Raw genomic sequence first — 18,680 nt, 5'->3', positions numbered from 1 at the left:
GTGACCGCCCTCCACCGCGTGGATCACCCTCTGAGTCGTGGCACCGCCGCCAGCAGCGCGCGCGTGTAGTCATGCGCCGGCTCGCCCACCACCTGCTCGGCGGGCCCGTGCTCGACGATCCGGCCGTGGTGCATGACGGCTATCGTGTCGGCGACGTACCGGACGACGGCCAGGTTGTGCGAGATGAACAACATCGACAGTCCGAGTTCGTCGCGCAGCCCGCGGACCAGGTTGAGCACGGCCCCCTGGACCGACACGTCGAGCGAGCCGGTGATCTCGTCGGCGACCAGCAGGGCGGGGTCGCCGCCCAGGGCACGGGCGATCGCCACCCGCTGCCGCTGACCGCCCGACAGCTCGCGCGGGTAACGTCCGGCCAGCTCGGCGGGCAGTTGGACGAGACCGAGCAGCCGCGGCACCTCCGTGGCACGGCGGCGCTTCTCGATGCCCTCCCCGACCGTCTCGCCGATCGTCATGCGCGGGTCCAGCGACGCGTACGGATCCTGGAACACCATCTGGATCCGCGGCGCTCCTTCGATCCCGCCCGTGTAGGGCACGAGCCCGCTCACAGCCCTGGCCAGCGACGACTTGCCCGATCCCGACTCGCCGACGAGGCCGACGACGTGGCCGTCGGGGATCTCCAGGGTGACGTCGTCGACCGCGGTGAAGCCGCCGTAGCGCACGGTCAGCCCTTCGATCCTCACGAGGTGACCTCCCAGCAGGCGACCCGCTGCCGCGGGCCATGGACCACGAGTTCGGGACGTTCCGTCCGGCATTGTTCGGTGGCGAGCGAGCACCGGCCGGCGAACGCGCAGCCCGCGCCGACCTGCGCCGGGGCCGGCTGGGTGCCGGGGATGCCGGCCAACGGGCGGCTCCGGTCGGTGTCGAGGTCGGGCAGGGACGCGATGAGCGCCTTGGTGTAGGGGTGCGCGGCACCGTCGGCGAGCCGGTCGGCGGACAGTTCCTCGACCACCCGGCCCGCGTACATGACGACGACGCGGTCGCACAGCTCGCCGACGACGGCGATGTCGTGGGAGATGAACAGCAGGGCCGCGCCCGTCTCCTCGACGACCTCGCGCAGCAGCCGCAGGATCTGCCGCTGCACGGTCACGTCGAGGGCGGTCGTGGGCTCGTCGGCGATGATCAGGCGTGGCGTGCCCATGAGGCCCATCGCGATGACCGCGCGCTGGCGCATGCCGCCGGACAGCTCGTGCGGATGCTGGACGGCGTGCTTGGCGGGGTCGGGCAGCTGGACGTGGCGCAGCCGGTCGACGGCGCGGCGGCGGGCATCCGCGCGGCTCGCGCCCTGGTGGACGACGGCCACCTCGGCGAGCTGGCCGCCGACCTTCAGCGCGGGGTTGAGCGAGGCCATCGGGTCCTGGAACACCATGGCGAGCGCGGTGCCCAGTTCCTTGCCGGACATGGTGGCGACGTCGGCTCCGCCGAGGACCAGCCGGCCGTACGTCACTGATCCGGGATAGGGAACGAGGCCGCCGATGGCGGCGGCGGTCAGGCTCTTGCCGCTGCCGGACTCTCCCACCAGGCCGACGATCTCCCCCGGCGCCACGGTCAGAGACAGCTCGCGTACGGGGGTCGAACCGCCCGGGAACGAGACGGTCAGGTCGCGGACCTCGAGGACGGCGTCCGGGTCCGGCGGCCCGGCCGGGTCCGGTGGCTCAGGGCGGACGCTGTCGCGCTGCCCGGCCGGGGATCGGGCGGCGGCCCTGGCCAGGGTGTCGCCCAGCAGGTTGAAGCCGATGCCGGCCAGCGCGACGGCCGCCGCTGGACCGACCGCGACCACGGGCGTGACGTAGATCCGCGCGAACCCGTCGAACAGCAGGCGCCCCCAGTCGAAGTCCGGCGGCTGCACGCCGAGGCCGAGGAACGACATGCCGGCCAGGCCGAGCAGCGCGCCGCCGAGCGACTGGGCGAGGTTGAGGATGAGCGGTTCGGCGATGTTGGGCAGAATGTGCCGGGCGAGGATGCGGCGGCGGGGCACGCCGAGCATGCGGGCCGCGGCCACGTAGTCGGCGCCGGAGACCGAGGCGGCCAGGGTCTGGGTGAGCCGCGCGAAGCCGGGCGCGATGGCCACGCCGATCCCGAGCACCGCACCACGCGCGCCGAGCCCGCTGACCACCGCCGTGAACATGGCCAGCAGCAGGCCGGGGAAGGCCACCAGCGCGTTGACCGTGCCGGTGACCATCCGGGCGGCCCGGCGGGGCAGCACGGACGGGAGCGCGCCGAGCAGGATGCCCCCGACGGCGCCGATGAGCGTGGCCGCCAGCGCCAGGGCCAGCGAGTAACGGCCCGCCACCAGGACCCGGGCGAGCAGGTCGCGGCCCAGGTTGTCGGTGCCGAGCGGGTGTTCGGCGGAGGCGCCCTGGAGGATGGCGCCGGCGTCGATGCGTTCCGCGGCCTCGCCCCAGATGATGGGCCCGGCCACGGCCAGCACCGCCATGAGCAGCACCAGCACGCCGCCGATCAGCGCCGGGGCGCTGCGCCACAGGCCGCCCCGGGACCTCGGCCCCTTCTTCGCGTGGCCGTCCACGGCCCGGGGGCCGTCCGGTGCCGTCCTGGCCCACATCAGGCCGAGACCTCCTTGATCTCCGAGGTGGGATCGAGCGCGCCGAGCACCAGGTCCACGACGAGGTTCACGACCAGCACGATGGCGCCGTACACGAGGATCACGGCCTGCGCGACCGGGTAGTCCTTCTGCGTGATCGACTCGACGATCTTCAGGCCGAGTCCGGGCCAGGCGAAGACGTACTCGACCAGGACGCTGCCCGCGATCAGCGAGGTCAGCAGCAGGCCGCCCACGGTCAGGGTGGCCGTGAGCGTGTTGGGCAGCACGTGCCGCAGGTGGAGCCGGGCCGCGGGCAGCCGCTTGGCGCGGGCCAGGCGCACGTAGTCGGTGCCCAGCTCTCGCAGGGTCTCGACGCGGGTGATCCGGGCGATCATGGCGATCGGCCCGGCCGACAGGGCTGCGACGGGCAGCACGTACGTGAGCGGCCCGGCCTTGCCCGCGGGCGGAAACCAGCCGAGGCCGACGGCCAGCGCGGCCACCAGCGCGATCGAGTACAGGAACTCGGGCACGGCCACGGCGGTGCCGGTGACCGTGCCGAAGGCCAGGTCGGTGCCGCGGTTGCGGCCGTTCTCGGTGCGTACGGCGGCCCACATCCCGAGCGGCACCGCCACGATCAGCGCCACGGCGGTGGCCAGGAGGGCCAGAGTCAGGGTGTTCGGCAGGCGGGCCGCGATGACGTCGCCCACCGCCTCCCCCGTCAGGAAGGACGTGCCGAAGTCACCGGTCAGGACGTGGCCGACGTACGTGATGAACTGCTCAGGCAGGGGGCGGTCGAGGCCGAGCGCGGCCGTACGGGCCTCTATCAGCTCGATCGGGGCGGCCGGCCCGAGCGAGGCGCGCACCGGGTCGCCCGGGATGAGGTGGATCATCGCGAACGGCGCCACCAGCAGCGCCGCCAGCGACACGGCGAACCGCACGATCCGGCGCACGGCCGTACGCAGCGTCCTGCGCACGGTCATGCTTCCCGACTTGCTGCCCGGGCGCCGCGTGGTCCGGGGGTCGCTCACTAGTCTCCTTGCGTGAGGCGGATCGAGGTGGGCACCAGGCTCCCGGCCGTGGTGCGGAACGTGGCGCCCTTGCCGGCCAGCAGCGCCGTGCTGTCCACCACGGGCACCAGGTCGGCGCTTTCGAACAGGGCCGACTCCGACTCCAGCCACAACGGGCAGGCCTCGGCGGCGGGGAGCTTGCTCGCCTTGGAGACGAGCTCCTCGTAGCGCTTGTTGGCCAGGTGGGCGAAGTTGGCGCCCTTGGGGGCGGACGGCCCCGACAGGAAGCCGACGAGCTGGCTGGGCAGGGTGACGCCGATCGGCAGCCACACGACGTCCCAGTCCTGGGTGGCGTTGAGCGACTCCGACAGCTTGGTGTCGATCACGCCGTTCAGCTTCACCTCGACGCCGAGCTTCTTCCACGCCTCCGCCATGTACTCGGCGGCGGCCTGGAAGCCGGGGCCGCGGGTGGTGGCGTACATGTAGCGCAGGCTGAGCCGCTTGCCGTCCCTGGCCCTGAAACCGTCGGCGCCGAGCTTCCACCCGGCCGCGTCGAGGGCGGCCGCGGCGGCCGCGGCGTCGTAGCCGGGCACGTGACCGGCTACGGAGTCGCCCGGGCAGGGACGGGGCGCCAGGACCAGGCCGGTGGCCGGCTTGCCGGTGCCGCCGGAGGCGATGCCGGCCAGCTCCTGGAGGTTGAGCGCCCGCGTGAGGGCCTTGCGGACCTCCGGGTCGCGGGCCGGCCGGTCTTCGCCCTGGTGATAGAAGAACTGGCCGTTGCCAGCCGTGATCGACTGTTTGGTCACGCCCGGGGACGCCTCGACGCGGGACCGGTCGGCACCGTTGAAGAGGGCGCCGTTGAGGGAGCCGGCGATGAGCAGGTTGGCGGAGGTCTGCTCGTTCGGCACGACCTTCATCACGAGCGTCTCCGGCAGGTCCTTGGCGGTGGCGCCGGCGGGGCCCCAGGCGTAGTCGCGGCGGACCTTGAACGTGTAGTGGTCGCTGGGGACGGCCTCGGTGAGCTGGTAAGGCCCGCTGCCGGAGGTGGCCCGAGCGATCGAGGCACGGTCCTTCACCCCTTTGCCGCAGACGATGAACATCGTCCGCGTGCTCTCCAGGATGAAGCTGAACGGCTCGGGCATGGACAGGGTCACGGTGCCGGCGGCGTCGTCGGCCTTCGCCTTCATGCCCACGGGCACCAGCACGCCGTAGATCGGCGACTTGGCGGCGGGGTCGGCGATGTGGTTGACGTTGTCGGCCACGTTCGAGGGGGTCACCGGGGAGCCGTCCGAGCAGGTGACCCCCTTCCGCAGGGTGAAGGTGACCGACTCGGGCTTGACGTCCCACTTCTCGGCCAGCTCGGGGATGATCTTCCCTGATTCGTCGACGGAGACGAGCGTGTCGTAAGCCAGAGCGAGCACGTTGTTGGTGACTGTCAGCACGCCCGTGGCCGGGTCGAGGACGCCGGGATCGGCCGGGATCGCGAACGTGAAGGTGCCGCCGGTGGCCGGCTTGCCCTGCTGCTCGGGACCGCTCGTCGTGCCTCCGCACGCGGCCGTGAGCAGAGCGAGCCCGGCGAGGGCCGCGACTGCTGGTTTTGTCATGAGGACTCCAGACGAGCACGGGGGGTGTGCACAACCTTCCTGCCTGCGCAGATCCGGTTCTATGTGCCTGCACACGAAAAAGCCGGGCAGGCTCGTGCTAGCGACCGAAGATCCGCATCTGCAGCATCGCGGTGAGCCGGGCGTCGGGGTCGGACAGGTCGAGGCCGCTGATCTCGACCAGGCGCTTGAGCCGGTAGCGGAAGGTGTTGGCGTGCACGTGCACCTGGGCGCTGGCCGCGTTGACGTCGCCGAACGCGTCGAGGTAGGCCCGCAGGGTGGGGGCCAGCTCGGTGCCGTGCTCGGCGTCGTGGTCGAGCAACCGCTGATAGGGACCGGTGGGCGTCTGCTCCTCGGCCGCGGCCACGTCGGCGACCTGCAGCAGCAGCGACTCGAAGTGCACGGTCGTGTAGCCGGCGACCTGGCCGGTGGTGCCGCGGGCGCCCAGCACGCGCAGCGCCCGGTCGGCGTCCGCGCGCGACCTGGCCACCTGGGAAAGGTTGGCGGCCAGGCGTCCCACGCCGATGTTGGCGGCATGGCGGGGCCCGACCCTGGCCAGGAAGCTCTCCGCCACGCGTACGGCCCGCGCCTCCTCGTCTCCTATCGAGTGCAGCGGCAGCACGGCATACGCGACGGAGCCGACGAGCGCGGCGGCGGCCTTGGGGTGGATGGCGGCGACGTGGAGCGCCAGCGCGTCGCAGAACCGCTGCCGATCGCTCTCGCCGCGGGCGGGATCGGCGGCGGTGTCGTCCGGGACGAGCTGGGCGGCCAGCACGCAGAGCCGGGCGGTGGCGATGCCGAGCCGCCCTGCCGCCTCGGGCGCGTCGCCGCCACCGGCCAGCACGGTGGACAGCAGGTCGGCGCGCAGGCGCCGCTGGGTGTCGGCCCCGGCCCGCTCGCGCAGCAACTGCAGCGCGACGATCTTGGCGGCGTCGGCGAGCGCGCGTTGGCGCTGCTCGCTGAGCGGCTCGCGCACGGCTACCCAGATCGAGCCGAGGATCTCGTCGCCGCTGCGCACGGCCACGGCGGCCCGGTTGATCACACCCTCGTCCTCGAGCTCCATGTAGACGGGCGCGCGGCTCTGGTAGAGCTGTTTGAAGAAGCCGCGCTCGTCGAGCATCCGCAGGTAGCGCTCGGGCACCTGACGGCCGAGGACGGTCTCCACGCGGCCCGGGTCGGCCTCGTCCTGCCGGCCGGAGAAGGCGAGCACCCGGGACGACCTGTCCTCGATGGTGACGGGCGCGTCGAGCAGCGCGCAGACGGCGTTGGCCAGCGAGAACAGGTCTCCCTGCGGCCCTTGCTCGGGCTCGGCCAGGTCGGCCTCGGCCAGCAGGGAACGCAGCAGCGCGGCGACCTGCGCCCAGGAGGCGGCCCGGGTGAGGCCGAGCACGGCGACGCCGGTCTCCAGCACGGTGGCGCGGACCTGCTCGTCGACGTCCACGGGCAGCTTCACGACGACGCCCGCGGCGGCGGGCGCGCGTTCGATGAGTGAGCAGATCTCCGCGGCGCCCCGCACGCCGACCGCGAGCAGGATCCCACCCGGGGGGACGATCAGCTCGTCGAGCGGATCGAAGATGTGCACGCCGGTGACCTCGGCGTCGAGGTCACCGGGTGAGGCCGCCACGTCGAGGACGGTGGTGCCGAGGTCCTGCAGGATCCGTCCCAGGCTGGCACGGGGACGGTTCCTCACACGGTCACGATAGTCCACGAAAACCGACATCAGCGGAGCCGGTCGACGGCCAGGCGGGCGGCACGGCCGATGGCGGCGTCCGCAGCAGGCAGGCGGGACCGGATGACGTCACTTCGTACGAACACGGCGACGGCGTACCGCTTGCCGTCGGGGTACTCGACCACGCCCGACTCGTTGCGGATCCCCCACAGGGTGCCTGTCTTGCCCGACACCTTCACCTCGTCGGGGAAGCCCGCGGCCAGCCGGTGCGGCCAGATCTGCTCGCCCATGACCTTCCGCACCTCCGCGCACGCCTCGGGAGGGCCGGCCTGGTCGCGCCAGATGAGGCCCAGCAGCATGCTGATCTCGCGCGGGGTGCCGGCGGTGGTGCGGGCCGGGTCGCGCACGGCCATGGCCCGCAGCTCGTCCTCGGTGGCGGCGTCCCAGTCCGCACCGATGTCCTCGGTGACCTGCCGAAAAAGCTCCGCGCACCCGCCTATGAGCCGCGTGCGGCTCAACCCGAGCGTGGCGAGGGTGCCGTTGACCCGATCGAGCCCGACGCGGCGCAGCAGCACGTCGGTCGCCGCGTTGTCGGACATCGTGATCATGAAGTGGGCCAGGTCGCGCAGGGTGAGCGACACGTCGTCGAGGCAGCCGGAGGTGCCGATGCCGCCGTCCTTGTCGGCCGCGGTGACGGTGAGCCGCTCGCCGCGGGCGATCTCGCCCGCGGCGGCCTGCCGGGCGTACTCCAGCGCGATCGCGATCTTGAAGACCGAGGCGAGCACGACGGGTTCGTCTGGGTCCAGCCCGATCTCGGCGTCGCCGTCCACCTCTCGGGCGTGCAGGAAGCCCCGCACGCCCGCTTCGTCGAACACCTCCCGCAGGTCAGGCACGGGCCACCGCACGGCCGTTGTGCAGGTAGGCGGCCGTCCCGTCCCGCATCACGAACGTGACCACGTCGTGCCGGCCGCCCTCGGCCTCGACGGCGATGAACGACTCGCCGTGAAGGTGCACGTACCGGGTGGTCGTGCGGGTGGAGCCCATGCTCTCCATGAGCGGGCCGGGGATGAGCGTGACGTCCAGGCCGTCTCCGGCGGCGGCGACCTCGTAGCCGAGCTGCGGGCCGGTGTAGCGGCCCGCGTACGGAGCGCCGTCCACGGGCTTCGGCGCCTGCGGCGGCAGCGGCCGCGCGGGCATCGTCAGGCCGGTCGCCTCCTCGATGACCGGCCGCGCCACGTCGTCCATGAGGCCGAAGAACGAGCCGCCGTTCCCGCTCATCGCGATCACGAAGCCCGACTCGGGAACGACGCGCCAGAACGTGCTCTGCCCGGGCGTGCCACCGTCGTGGCCGAACGCGCCCCAGCCGAACAGCTCCACTCCGAGACCCCAGCGGTCGGCCAGCGCGCCGCCCACCCCGGGCACGTGGATCTGCGGCGTGAGCATCGCGGCCACCGACTCCTCCGACAGCAGCCGGGTGCCGTTCGGTGCCAGGCCGCCGGCCGCCAGCGCCCGGCCGAACACGACCAGCTCGCGCGGCGCCAGGCACATGGTGGAGCCGGCCGGAGCGTTGGAGCGGGGCATCTGCCAGCGGGGGTAGACGGCGGCGTCCGGTCCGACGTGCCCCGCCGACGCGCGGAAGAGCACGGCCTCCTCGCCGAACAGCGCCGCGTGCGTGGCGCCCAAGGGGGTGAGCAGGCGCTCGCGCATCGCCTGCTCCCAGGTGCCGCCGCGCAGCCTGGCCACCAGCGCGCCGAGCACGCAGTAGCCGGCGTTGCAGTAGGAGAACAGCTCGCCCGGCTCGTGCACGTGCCCCGCGGTGCGCAGGTGGTCGAGGAACGTGTCCAGGCAGTCGTCGCCGCGCCCGGTGTCCTCGAACACGTCGCCGTCGAAGCCGGCCGTGTGCATGAGCAACTGCCGGACGGTGACGCCGCCGAACGCGAAGTCCGGCAGGTGCTCCCCCACCGGTTGGTCGAGCTCGACCAGGCCGTCCTCCACGAGCTGCATGACCAGCGCCGCCGTCCACACCTTCGTGGTGGAGCCGACCTGGAACACGCTGTCCTTCGTGGTCTCCACGCCGGTGGCCGTGTTGACCATGCCCGTGGCGGCCTCGTGCAGCTCGCCGTCGTGCCACACCGCGACGGCCGCGCCGGGCACGCCATGCTCGCGCGCCGCCTCGGCGAGGCGATCCCGCAGGTCCATGTCCTTCTCCTCAGCCGACCTTGGGAGTGGCGCGAGCGCCCATGTGCATGTACAGAGTGCCATCGGCCAGCTCGAAGAACACGGCCGCCATCCAGTCGCGGGTGCCCGGCGCCTGGAACAGGAACAGGTTCTCATCGACCGGGACGAAGTCGGACTCCTCGGGCTCCTGCAGGGCGGCCAGTTCGCCGGTGGCCTCCAAGCGCAGGCGGGCCTTGCCGTCGTCGAGCACGCTCACCGTGATCCGGGCGCCGGCCCGCTCGTAGACGCCCGCGTACGGCGCGACGTCCACGCCGGCCGGTGTCTCCGGCAGGGACGGCGCGGGCGGCACGGTCAGGCCGTCGAGCTCGGCGAACAACTCGGTGGCGACGGCTCGGGTGAACTCGCCGCTGCGGCCCCCGTTGGCGGTCACGCAGACGACGGTCCCGGTGTCGGGCACGGCCCACAGCATGGCGTGCTGGCCGATGGTGTTGCCGCCGTGGGAGATGACCTTGTGCCCGCTCCACTCGTCGATGATCCAGCCGATGCCCCACTGCCTGCCCAGCGTGTACGGGTTGGGGATGTCGACCTGCGGCTCCCACATGGCGGCCGGGTTCTCCAGCAGGCCGCCCTCCAGGTGGGCGCGGCCGAAGGCGACCACGTCGGCCGGGCGGGCGCAGATCAGCCCGGCCGGGCCCATCGACCGCATGAGGCCCCACACCGGGGCGGTCTCGCCGTCCTCGTGGCCCATCGCGGCGCGGAAGCGCAGCACGTTCTCCGGCAGCGTCCAGGTGTGGGTGAGGCCGAGCGGCTCGCAGATGCCCTCGCGCAGGACGTCGTCCCAGCGCTTGCCGGTCAGTTGCTCCAGCACCCGGCCCGCGATGACGAACCCGGAGTTGCAGTAGGACTGGGTGACGCCGAGCGGGTGGTTCTGTGCCAGGGTCGCGCAGGCCTCCACGTACTTCTCCACGCAGTCGTCGCCGCGGCCCGTGTCGATGAACTGGTCGCCGTCGATGCCGCTGGTGTGGGAGAGCAGGTGCCTGATCGTCACGTTCTTGGTGACCTCGGGGTCGGCCACCCTGAACTCGGGCAGTACCTCGATGACCGGCGTGTCCAGCGTGAGCCGGCCCTGTTCGACCTGCTGCATGATCAGAGTCGCGGTCCACACCTTGGTGACCGAGCCGATCTGGTAGAGCGCGTCGGTGGTCGCCTCGACGCCGGTGTCGACGTTCAGCGTGCCGGCCGCGAACTCGTGCAGCTCGCCCTGGTGCCAGTACGCCAGCGCCGAGCCGGGAACCTCGTACTCGGCGATCAGCTCGGCGAGCCGCTGACCCATTGCTCCAGCCACGCGATGATCCTTTCGTTGTAGTCGTACCTGTGCGAGGGGCGCCCGCTCAGGATGAACAGATGGCTCGCGCCGGGATAGCGCACCAGCTCGACGGGCACCCGGCGCTCGCGCAGCGCGGTGAACCACTGCTCGGCCTGGCCCACGGGACAGCGGTCGTCGTCCTGGCCGTGCAGGATGAGCGTCGGGGCGGTGACGTCCGCGACGTGCGTGATCGGCGACTGGGCGGCCAGGTCACCGGCGTACTCGTGCACCTTCATCAGGTGGCCGAGGTCGGAGGTGCCGCTCAGGCTCGTCAGGTCGCTCACGCAGCCGCCCGGGATCGCGGCCTTGAACCTGCCGGTGGTGGCCGACAGCCAGCAGCTCATGTAGCCGCCGTAGCTGTAGCCGGTGACGGCCAGCCGGTCGGGGTCGGCGACGCCGTCGGCGACCAGGGCGTCGATGGGGGCGAGCAGGTCCTGGGCGTCGCTCACCCCCCAGGCGCCGAGGGAGGCGGTGTAGAAGTCCTCGCCGTACCCGTCGCTGGCGCGCGGGTTGACGGTGAGGACGGTCCAGCCGCGGGCGGCGAGGAGCTGGTGGTAGAGGTGGAAGCCGTCGAAGACGGGCGACCAGGCGTTGTGCGGGCCACCGTGCACGTCGAGCAGCAGGGGGCCGGGCGTCCGCGCGGTCTCGTCGCGCAGGACGAAACCCTCGACCTGGGTGCCGTCGGGGGCGGTGAACGTGCGGCGGCGGGCGGTGAACAACTCGACGTAGTCGAGGCCGTAGTCGGTGAGCCGGGATATATCCGGCGCTAACGCGCCAGATATATCCGACATTTCGCCCGACGTTGCTTTTTTCGGGCTTGGGGTCATCAGGTAGACGTCTCCCGCGCTGTGCTGCGTCGCCGCCACGTACGCGACCGCCCCCGCCGCCGTGCTGATCCCCGAGATGTTGACCTCACCGGGCACCAGCCGCTCGCCGGGCGCCCCATCGGAGACACGGTAGAGGTGCGTCGAGCCACCATCGCGCGCACAGAACAGCAGGTCCTCGCCGAGCAGCGCCGGGGTGCCGCCGGGGTAGCCGGGGGCGCCGGTCATGACGTTCCGGTCGAGGGCCGTCTCCACCTCGGCCCACCCGCCAGGGCCGAGCGCGAACAGCCGTTCGTGCCCCACCACGGAGCCCTTCAGCCCCGCGACGACCAGCCGGTCGCCGAGCCACCAGACGCCGCCGCAGATGAGGCCGGGATCCGTCAGCCGCTCCGGCACACCACCCTTGGCCGCCTCGACGGCGTACGCGGCCCCGCCCGCCTCCAGGTCGCGGTCGGCGTCCATGGCGGCGGCGAACGCCAGGCGCAGACCGTCGGGCGACCACGACGGCTCGCCCGCGTGGAAGTCACCCTGGGTGACCTGGACGGTCTCGCCGCCGGCCAGGTCCGTGACGAACAGGTGCCTGGTCAGGCCGCGCAGCAGCCCGGCGCCGTCGGCTTTGTGGTCGAGCCGGTCGGCCACAACAGGGGCGTTCGGGTCGGGCATCCCGCCGTCCTCACCCGTTCCGACGGGTGCGGCGAACGCGATGCGGGAGCCGTCCGGAGACCAGACGGGCGCGCCGGCGCCGAGCTTCGCGGAGGTCACCGGTGCGGGCTCGCCACCGTCCATCGACATCAGGTGGATCTGCGGCCTGCCGTCCAGCGGCCGCAGGAACGCCAGCGTCCGGCCGTCCGGCGACCACCGCGCGGCACTGCCCGCGGCGAGGCGCCGGGGCTCGGCGCCGGGAGCGGCCAGCCAGATCTCGGTGCGGTTCTCGTCGGAGTCCCGGACGGCGGTCGTCAGCGTGTACGCCACCGCTCCCCCGTCGGGACGCACCTGGGGATCGGAAGGGATGGCGAGGCGGTACAGGTCGTCGAGCGCGAGATGCGGCATGAACGAACCGTAAGCCTCCGCCGTCCGGGCATCTTCGGCGCTCCCGACGAACGACGCTGCCCGGCTTGTGCGGGAGCCCAACGTCCGGACCGTCCCGGAGCGGAATCAGGCGCCCCGTCGGCTTCCTGCCGCTCTTGCCAGAAGCCCCGTGGAACCACCGCTCATGCCGCCGCTGCGGCGCCGGCAGTAACGCGCCGGGCCTTCTCCCTTGCCCATCGGCACGGAACCGGAGCGGAAGCAGAACGGAACAGCGGTTTCGTAGGGTCCTCCGACAGCGGCAACGGCCAGATGGGAGCCGACGCCCTGCCCGAGCCGCTCGACGAAACCTTCCTCCGCGCACGGGGCGAGCAGGCCATCCGCGAACTCACCTTTACGCAGCTCCTAATGAATATTAGATGCGTAAAAATGGATGTAGCGCCACAAGTCTGAAGAAAGTAGGCTCATGATCTTTGGAGCCAACGGCCCGACCGGGCGGCTCGCCACTACCCAGGCGCTCGCCGAGGGCCGTGCCACCGCCGCGGTCACCGAGCCGGCCGATCAACGATAGGAGAACTGTGCCAAGAAGAACTTCCCTGCTGGCCACCGCCCTCGTGGTGTTCGCGACGTTGTTAACCGCTCCAATGGCCAACGCGACGGTGACCGGAGAGGACGTCACGGATGCCATCGGCAAGCGCGGCATCACCTGGGGGCCGTGCGAGGAGGAGCCCACCGTCGAGTGCGGCCTGCTGGCCGTACCGATCAACTGGTCCAACCCGAACGGACCCACAGTCAACCTGACCCTCGCCCGGCGCAAGGCCGCCGACCCCTCCGCGAGAATCGGGTCCCTGCTGACCAACCCGGGCGGACCCGGCAACTCCGGTGTGAACGACATCCTTCGCCCCTCCGGCTTCAGCGAGGACGTCCAGCGGCGGTTCGACATCGTCGGCTACGACCCCCGGGGCGTTGCCCGCAGTGGCTCGGTGACCTGCTCGGCTTCGGTGTACAACGAGATGCCGTACCCGGTCATGACCAGCCAGGCCGACTACGACAACTGGGTCGCCTTCAACAAGAAGCTGCGCGCGGACTGCCGCAAGCTCACCGGCCCTCTGTACGACCACATCGACTCGGCCAACGTGGCGCGTGACATGGACGCCATTCGCGCCGCGCTCGGCGAGGAGAAGCTGACCTCGTACGGCGTCTCCTACGGCACGCTCGCCCAGCAGATGTACGCCGAGCTCTTCCCGAACCGGATCCGGGCCATGGTGCTGGACAGCAACATGGACCACAGCCTGAACGTCAAGGCGTTCCAGGTGACCGAGGCGGCCACCGTCCAGGACAGCTTCGCCGAGTTCGTCGCCTGGTGTGACCGGAGCACAGACTGCGTCCTGCACGGGCGCGACGTCCGGGCGCTGTGGAAGGGACTGCTCGAGAAGGCGGACCGCGGCGAGCTGTACTGGCCGGGCGTCACCGACCGCCCGGTGAGCGCTCATAACCTCCTCTGGCTGGGCGTGGTGCTCAACGAGGCGCCCGCCTGGCGGCAGGAGGCCAAGGTGCTCCTCGCCCTGGACGGCGGGCCGGTGCCGGATGACATGCCGGGCCCTCCCGGCAACGGGCCCGTGGGCGGTGAGTTCGCCGAACTCCCCACCGCGATCCTCTGCGAGGACTTCAACCTGTCGCTCCGGAACTACAACGAGTACGCCGACGTGATGCGCAGCTCCAACGCGGTGGCCCCGGACCTGCGGTACAACCCGATGCCGATGGGCGACATGCCGATCTGCCAGGGCCACCCGGTCAACAACCCGCAGCACCGGCTGCGGTACACGGGTAGCGCTCCGCTGCTGGTGGGCACCTCCATGCACGACCCCGACACACCGTACGAATGGTCGGCCAACGTGGCCCGGCAGCTCGGCTCCAAGGCCACGCTGCTCACGTACGAGGGCTGGGGCCACGGCGTCTACGGCATGACCCAGTGCAGCACGGCCGCCATGGACGACTACCTGATCTCGCTGACCGTGCCCGCGCGGGGCACCCGCTGCCCGGCGGAAGAGCCCCAAGGCTAGATCTTCACGCCGGGTTCTCCAGGTCGTTCTGGGAGCCTGTGGGGTAGTCCACGAACGCGAACGCCGACCCGTCGGGCGCCCAGCTGGGGACGTTGATCGTGCCCTGCCCACCGTGCAGCGCCACCAGCGTCTCCGGCTCCTGCCAGGCGTCGACTGACACGAGCCGCAGCTCGACGGGGAGGTCGGCGGGGTGCCCGGTCGTGCCGGGCGGGTAGCTGAGGTACACGGCGACATCGCCGGTGGGTGCGACGTGCGGGAACCAGTTCACCCGCTCGTCGAAGGTGAGCTGCTCCAGCCCGGTCCCGTCCGGCCGCACCCGGGCCAGCTGCGCGTGCCCTGGGGCGGTGGAGAACTGTTCGGTGTTGAACACGATCCACTCGCCCTCGGGCGTCCACGCGCACCCGTCCGCCGGGCCCGGGTCGGTGGTGACCGCGACGTCGTCCTGCCCGTCCAGCCCGACGGTGTGGATGGTGGCCGACGCCCACCAGTTGTCCCCTTCCGGTTCCAGGCGCACGTAGCCGAGGCGCCGCCCGTCGGGGCTGACGCCGTGCAGGAAATGCATCCCCCCGTCCTCGGCGGTCACTCGGCGAGCCTGCCCACCGGCGAGAGGGGCCTCCCAGATGTGCCAGTCGTTCGCGGAGGCGAACACTGTGACGCCATCGGGGGCGAGCACGTGGTCGTTGTTGACGTCGGGCAGGCCCGTCACGGGGATCTGACGTGGCGGGGCCGAACCGTCAGCAGAACCGTCAGCGGGGCCGTCGGCGGGCAGGAGCCAGAGCCTGCCGTCACCGTTGACGAGCAACTGCCCGTCCGTCGTCCAGTTCGGCGCCTCGTAGAGCCGGTCGCGGGACTCGAACACGGTACGCACGGTGCGGGTCGCGCGCTCCCAGATGCGGATGCGCGCGGACTGACCAGGCCGCAGCACCCGCTGGGGGATCTTCTCGTCACTCACTTTCCGGCCTCCTCGGCGAGGTGAGCCCGGATCCCGGCGACGATGAGGTCATGGTCCTCCATCGATGACAGGCCGGACGCGGTCGCGGCGGCGACGACACCGACCCCGCGGACACGGATGGGGAACGATCCGCCGGTGACCGCGTAGTCCGCACCCAGCCATCCGACCGCTGCCGGGTCCACACCGGCAGCGGACAGGCGAGCGTCGACCAGGGCGCTGCTGTTCTCCATGCGCAGCACCACCGCGGCCTTGCGGGCGATCCACACGTCCTGGTCAGGGGTGATGCCCGGCAGCGCGGCGCGGAACAGGATCAGACCGGGCCGGCGGATGTCGATGCCGACCTTGTGCCCGGCTTCCTGCGCGATCGCGGTGATGCGGGAGCCCAGCCGCCAGGCGTCGGCGTGGTCGAACGCGTCGAAAACCAGCTCCTGTTCCTGCTGCTCCAGCGCGGTGATCAGATCCGTCATGGGCGGGCTCTCCCTCGGGTCGCGGATGGCTTCACGACCCTACGAGCTGGGCTCGGGCCTGGTCGATGGTAGCGATGATCGAGACGGTCTCCTCCAGCGGGTGCACGGGCGACTCGGTGCGGCCCTCGCCGACGAATCGGGCCAGGGCGGTCGCCTCCCAAGAGAGCCCGTCGAAGCCGCGCAACCCGGTCGGGTCGCTCCACCGCAGCGTCGGCGAGAAGTGGTCGGCACCGGACAGGGTGAACGAGGTCGGCGTGAAGAAGGGGCCGTCGATGCTGAGCGTCGCCTCGGTCCCGGCGATCGCTCCGGTCATCGGAGTGCGTGCCTGGATGGACGAGTACAGCGTCGACAGCGCGCCCTGCTCGTGACTGAGCACGAGCGTCGAGTACGCGTCCACCCCGGTGTCCGTCATCCCGCCGACCGCGACAACCCGCGTGGGGGCACCGAGGACCATCGAGGAGAACTGCACCGGGTAGACGCCCAGATCCAGCAACGCCCCGCCACCCAGCTCGGGACGGTTGAGCCGGTGCTGCGGATCCGCGGTGATCGCCTGCCCGTGGTCGGCCAGTACCGCCCGCACGTCCCCGAACACTCCGTCGGCGAGGAGCTTGCGGATCACCGAGGTCTGCGGCAGGTACCGGCTCCACATCGCCTCCATCACCAGCACGCTGGCAGCGGTGACGTCGTCCCAGGACATGCCGCGCGGCACTGGCACCGCCTTCCTCGGAGAAGTCGCTCTCGAGCACCTCGGCGCGCTCCGCGAGTCCAACCGCGGCCATCGCGCTCCGGTACGCCTCGGCACGAAGACGGCCCACGGCTCCACCTCGTCCGCCGACATAGACGATGTCGCGATGCCCGAGCTCCACGAGGTGCTCGACCGCCAGACGAAGCCCCTCGATCTCATCGACATGGACGTTGTCGACGTCGAGCTCGTCCACCCATTCCCCGAGCCACACCACAGGCACGAGCTCGCGCGCATCCGCGAGGGCGCGCGACGCCGGATCCGGATTGAACGCGACCAGCGCCTCGACCCGCTCCTCCATCAGCTCCGCGACCACCACGTCGGTCGGCCGATCCGACGTCGTCGGCCCCAGCACCAGCCCGAAACCCCGCTCCGCGGCACGAACGAACAAGCGCTCGATCAAGCGTACCTGGAACGGATTGCGCATCCAGAAAAGCGCGCCGATCAGACGCGTACGGTTCTGGCGCAGCAGCCGCGCTGACGCATTCGGCCGGTAGCCAAGCTCATCGGCCGCGGCCAGGATCCGTTCCCTCGACTCTTCGCTCGGCCCCGGGACGCCCCTCATCACGAGCGAGACCAGCTGACGCGACACGCCCAGATGGTCCGCGACATCCTTCATCGTCGGGAGCCGGCCCGCGCCCCTGCCCGCTCGACGTTTCTGCGCGCCACCCACCCCGGTCGCCATGGCCCCAGTCTCGCACGTGCCGGCGCAGCGGCTCGGCTCAGCGCAGGCATGCCTCCCCCGGCCGCGAATCCCCGGGGAGGAAGTCCTCGTTTCAGGCGTTGGGGTCCTGGACATAGCGCTGGAAGCGGGGGATGAAGCGGGTGCCCAGCAACCGTCGCCAGCCGCGTGGCCGCCCGGCCATCGCCAGGGCGAGCGGAGCCAAGTCGAAGTACGAGATCCGCTCGGCGATCAGCCCGTCCACAAGGACGAAGCGATCGACCGCCGTCCAGGCCAGTTCGCGGCCGCCGAACGTCCCGCTGAGAGTGAACTCAATGAAGATCGCGTCATCGGTGGCGCTCCAGCGGTGAACGGTCGCGTGAAGGTCCGGGACGAGTTCGAAGAGCCGGGCGAACGCGACGCGGCACTCGTCACGTCCCCGCAGCGTGCCCATCAGCGGCTGAACGAGGACGATCTGATCACTCCACAGAGCCTCGTGCTTGCGCAGATCGGGCGTCCGCCAGCCGTCCTTGAACCTCTCGACGAACGCGGCCGCCGCATCGTGATCAATGACGTCAGGAGTGAAGGCTGCCCGCATGATCCGACTCTAGAACGCGCACCGAGGCGTGTCATTCGCGCTCCTGCGAGCGCGGCCTTCGCGGGCGCCGCCGTATTCGCCCGCATCGCTCAACCGGCGAACGGGGCAGGCGTTCTCCCTCACCCAGCCGGTAGTGCCCGTCGCGCCGTCCGGTCGACGGCGGGGGTCTGCACGTCCGGCCCGGTCTCGCCGCCGTACGTGGCGATCTTGTACTCGACGGCCGTCAGGGAAAGGGTCAGCTCACGGATCCGACGGCGGATCGTGTCGCGATGCTCGATGAGCAGGTCGAGCCGCTCGGGCACCGTGTGCTCCCCGGCGTCGACGAGCGAGATGTAGTCCTGCAGGTCGCGCATCGCCATCCCGGACAGCCGCATCCGGGTCAGGAACACCAGCCGCCGCACCGCGGCGCCGTCGTAGACGCGATGACCGTTGCCGTCCCGGGCCACCTCGACCAGCCCGGCCCGCTCGTAGTAACGCAACGTGTGCGGCGAGATCCCGAGCAGGCCGGCGACCTCAGCGATCGCCATCGGCTCGGACACCTCGGCCGGCTCGGTGAGGGAGTGGATCGCCTCGACCGACATCGCGCCGTCGTCGCCGAGCGTGTCGAGCGCCCTGGTCATCAGATCGTCGGTGGCCATGACCACCAGCCTAAATCGGCCGGACCGATGCCGGGAGGTCCGGGAAGTCGGCGCTGCGGGCGGTCTCGGCCCACCGCTCGACCTCCTCCAGGCCACGCCGGTACGCCCCTGAGATCCGCTCGACGGCCTCGCGCCCGAGTGGCAGCCGCAGCGGCACCTGCTCGCCGTGCGCGAGGGACACGATGATCTCGGCCGCCCGCACCGGGTCGCCCTCCTGGCGGCCGTCGGCGCCGGCCATGTCCGAGCGGACGGCGGCCAGCAGCTCACGGTAGGTCTGCGACGCCTCCACGAACTCCAGCGTCTCACCCGCGTGGAACTCGGTCCGGAA

General features: G+C 71.6%; 15 protein-coding genes and 2 pseudogenes. 1 reads left to right on the top strand and 16 read right to left on the bottom strand.

What is annotated here, in order from left to right:
* Positions 1-23: 23 nt before the first annotated feature.
* From ABZX61_RS61765 to ABZX61_RS61725, 9 genes are all read right to left on the bottom strand, one after another.
* Positions 24-701, bottom strand: a complete 678-nt coding sequence (locus tag ABZX61_RS61765; RefSeq protein WP_355211588.1) for an ATP-binding cassette domain-containing protein — start codon at positions 699-701, stop codon at positions 24-26.
* Entirely contained in the window at positions 698-2,581 is a 1,884-nt protein-coding gene (locus tag ABZX61_RS61760) for a dipeptide/oligopeptide/nickel ABC transporter permease/ATP-binding protein (RefSeq protein ID WP_355211585.1), read from the bottom strand. The genes ABZX61_RS61765 and ABZX61_RS61760 overlap by 4 nt, the downstream gene beginning before the upstream one ends.
* Positions 2,581-3,588, bottom strand: a complete 1,008-nt coding sequence (locus tag ABZX61_RS61755) for an ABC transporter permease (RefSeq protein ID WP_355211582.1) — start codon at positions 3,586-3,588, stop codon at positions 2,581-2,583. Before ABZX61_RS61755 ends, ABZX61_RS61760 begins: the two co-directional genes overlap by 1 nt.
* Complete coding sequence (locus tag ABZX61_RS61750) at positions 3,588-5,171, bottom strand: ABC transporter substrate-binding protein (RefSeq protein WP_355211579.1); 1,584 nt, start codon at positions 5,169-5,171, stop codon at positions 3,588-3,590. Before ABZX61_RS61750 ends, ABZX61_RS61755 begins: the two co-directional genes overlap by 1 nt.
* A gap of 97 nt (positions 5,172-5,268) precedes the next feature.
* Positions 5,269-6,858 (bottom strand): helix-turn-helix domain-containing protein, encoded by a 1,590-nt coding sequence (locus tag ABZX61_RS61745; protein WP_355211576.1) that lies wholly within the window; start codon positions 6,856-6,858, stop codon positions 5,269-5,271.
* 29 nt (positions 6,859-6,887) lie between these two features.
* The gene (locus ABZX61_RS61740) at positions 6,888-7,730 is read right to left on the bottom strand and encodes a serine hydrolase (protein WP_355211573.1); all 843 of its coding nucleotides are present in this window, start codon (positions 7,728-7,730) and stop codon (positions 6,888-6,890) included.
* The gene (locus ABZX61_RS61735) at positions 7,723-9,036 is read right to left on the bottom strand and encodes a serine hydrolase domain-containing protein (RefSeq protein WP_355211570.1); all 1,314 of its coding nucleotides are present in this window, start codon (positions 9,034-9,036) and stop codon (positions 7,723-7,725) included. Before ABZX61_RS61735 ends, ABZX61_RS61740 begins: the two co-directional genes overlap by 8 nt.
* 10 nt (positions 9,037-9,046) lie before the next feature.
* The gene (locus tag ABZX61_RS61730; RefSeq protein ID WP_355211568.1) at positions 9,047-10,360 is read right to left on the bottom strand and encodes a serine hydrolase domain-containing protein; all 1,314 of its coding nucleotides are present in this window, start codon (positions 10,358-10,360) and stop codon (positions 9,047-9,049) included.
* Complete coding sequence (locus ABZX61_RS61725) at positions 10,324-12,255, bottom strand: S9 family peptidase (RefSeq protein WP_355211565.1); 1,932 nt, start codon at positions 12,253-12,255, stop codon at positions 10,324-10,326. The genes ABZX61_RS61730 and ABZX61_RS61725 overlap by 37 nt, the downstream gene beginning before the upstream one ends.
* 554 nt (positions 12,256-12,809) lie before the next feature.
* Here ABZX61_RS61725 and ABZX61_RS61720 point away from each other — a divergent pair.
* The gene (locus tag ABZX61_RS61720) at positions 12,810-14,294 is read left to right on the top strand and encodes an alpha/beta fold hydrolase (protein ID WP_355211562.1); all 1,485 of its coding nucleotides are present in this window, start codon (positions 12,810-12,812) and stop codon (positions 14,292-14,294) included.
* Between the two features lie 4 nt (positions 14,295-14,298).
* Here the strand turns inward: ABZX61_RS61720 and ABZX61_RS61715 are convergent, their stop codons facing one another.
* The 7 genes and pseudogenes from ABZX61_RS61715 to ABZX61_RS61685 all read right to left on the bottom strand — a co-directional run.
* Positions 14,299-15,246 (bottom strand): hypothetical protein, encoded by a 948-nt coding sequence (locus ABZX61_RS61715; protein ID WP_355211560.1) that lies wholly within the window; start codon positions 15,244-15,246, stop codon positions 14,299-14,301.
* A complete protein-coding gene (locus ABZX61_RS61710) occupies positions 15,243-15,713 on the bottom strand; it encodes a heme-degrading domain-containing protein (RefSeq protein WP_355211557.1) in 471 nt (156 codons plus the stop codon). Before ABZX61_RS61710 ends, ABZX61_RS61715 begins: the two co-directional genes overlap by 4 nt.
* A gap of 31 nt (positions 15,714-15,744) precedes the next feature.
* Positions 15,745-16,410, bottom strand: a complete 666-nt coding sequence (locus tag ABZX61_RS61705; protein ID WP_355211555.1) for a Gfo/Idh/MocA family oxidoreductase — start codon at positions 16,408-16,410, stop codon at positions 15,745-15,747.
* A gap of 40 nt (positions 16,411-16,450) precedes the next feature.
* Positions 16,451-17,074 (bottom strand): annotated as a pseudogene (locus ABZX61_RS61700) (LacI family DNA-binding transcriptional regulator); the annotation flags it as partial.
* A gap of 157 nt (positions 17,075-17,231) precedes the next feature.
* Complete coding sequence (locus tag ABZX61_RS61695; protein WP_355211553.1) at positions 17,232-17,714, bottom strand: nuclear transport factor 2 family protein; 483 nt, start codon at positions 17,712-17,714, stop codon at positions 17,232-17,234.
* A 119-nt stretch (positions 17,715-17,833) separates the two neighbouring features.
* Positions 17,834-18,352: a MerR family transcriptional regulator gene (locus ABZX61_RS61690; protein WP_355211550.1), complete on the bottom strand. Its 519-nt coding sequence runs from the start codon at positions 18,350-18,352 to the stop codon at positions 17,834-17,836.
* A gap of 10 nt (positions 18,353-18,362) precedes the next feature.
* A pseudogene (locus tag ABZX61_RS61685) lies at positions 18,363-18,680 on the bottom strand (short-chain dehydrogenase/reductase); the annotation flags it as partial.

Origin of the sequence: Nonomuraea sp. NPDC003709 (assembly GCF_040610775.1) — a bacterium.
Taxonomy (GTDB): Bacteria; Actinomycetota; Actinomycetes; order Streptosporangiales; family Streptosporangiaceae; genus Nonomuraea; species Nonomuraea angiospora_A.
Note: the sequence above shows the minus strand (reverse complement) of the source record. Positions and strands in the feature narration are given on the sequence as shown.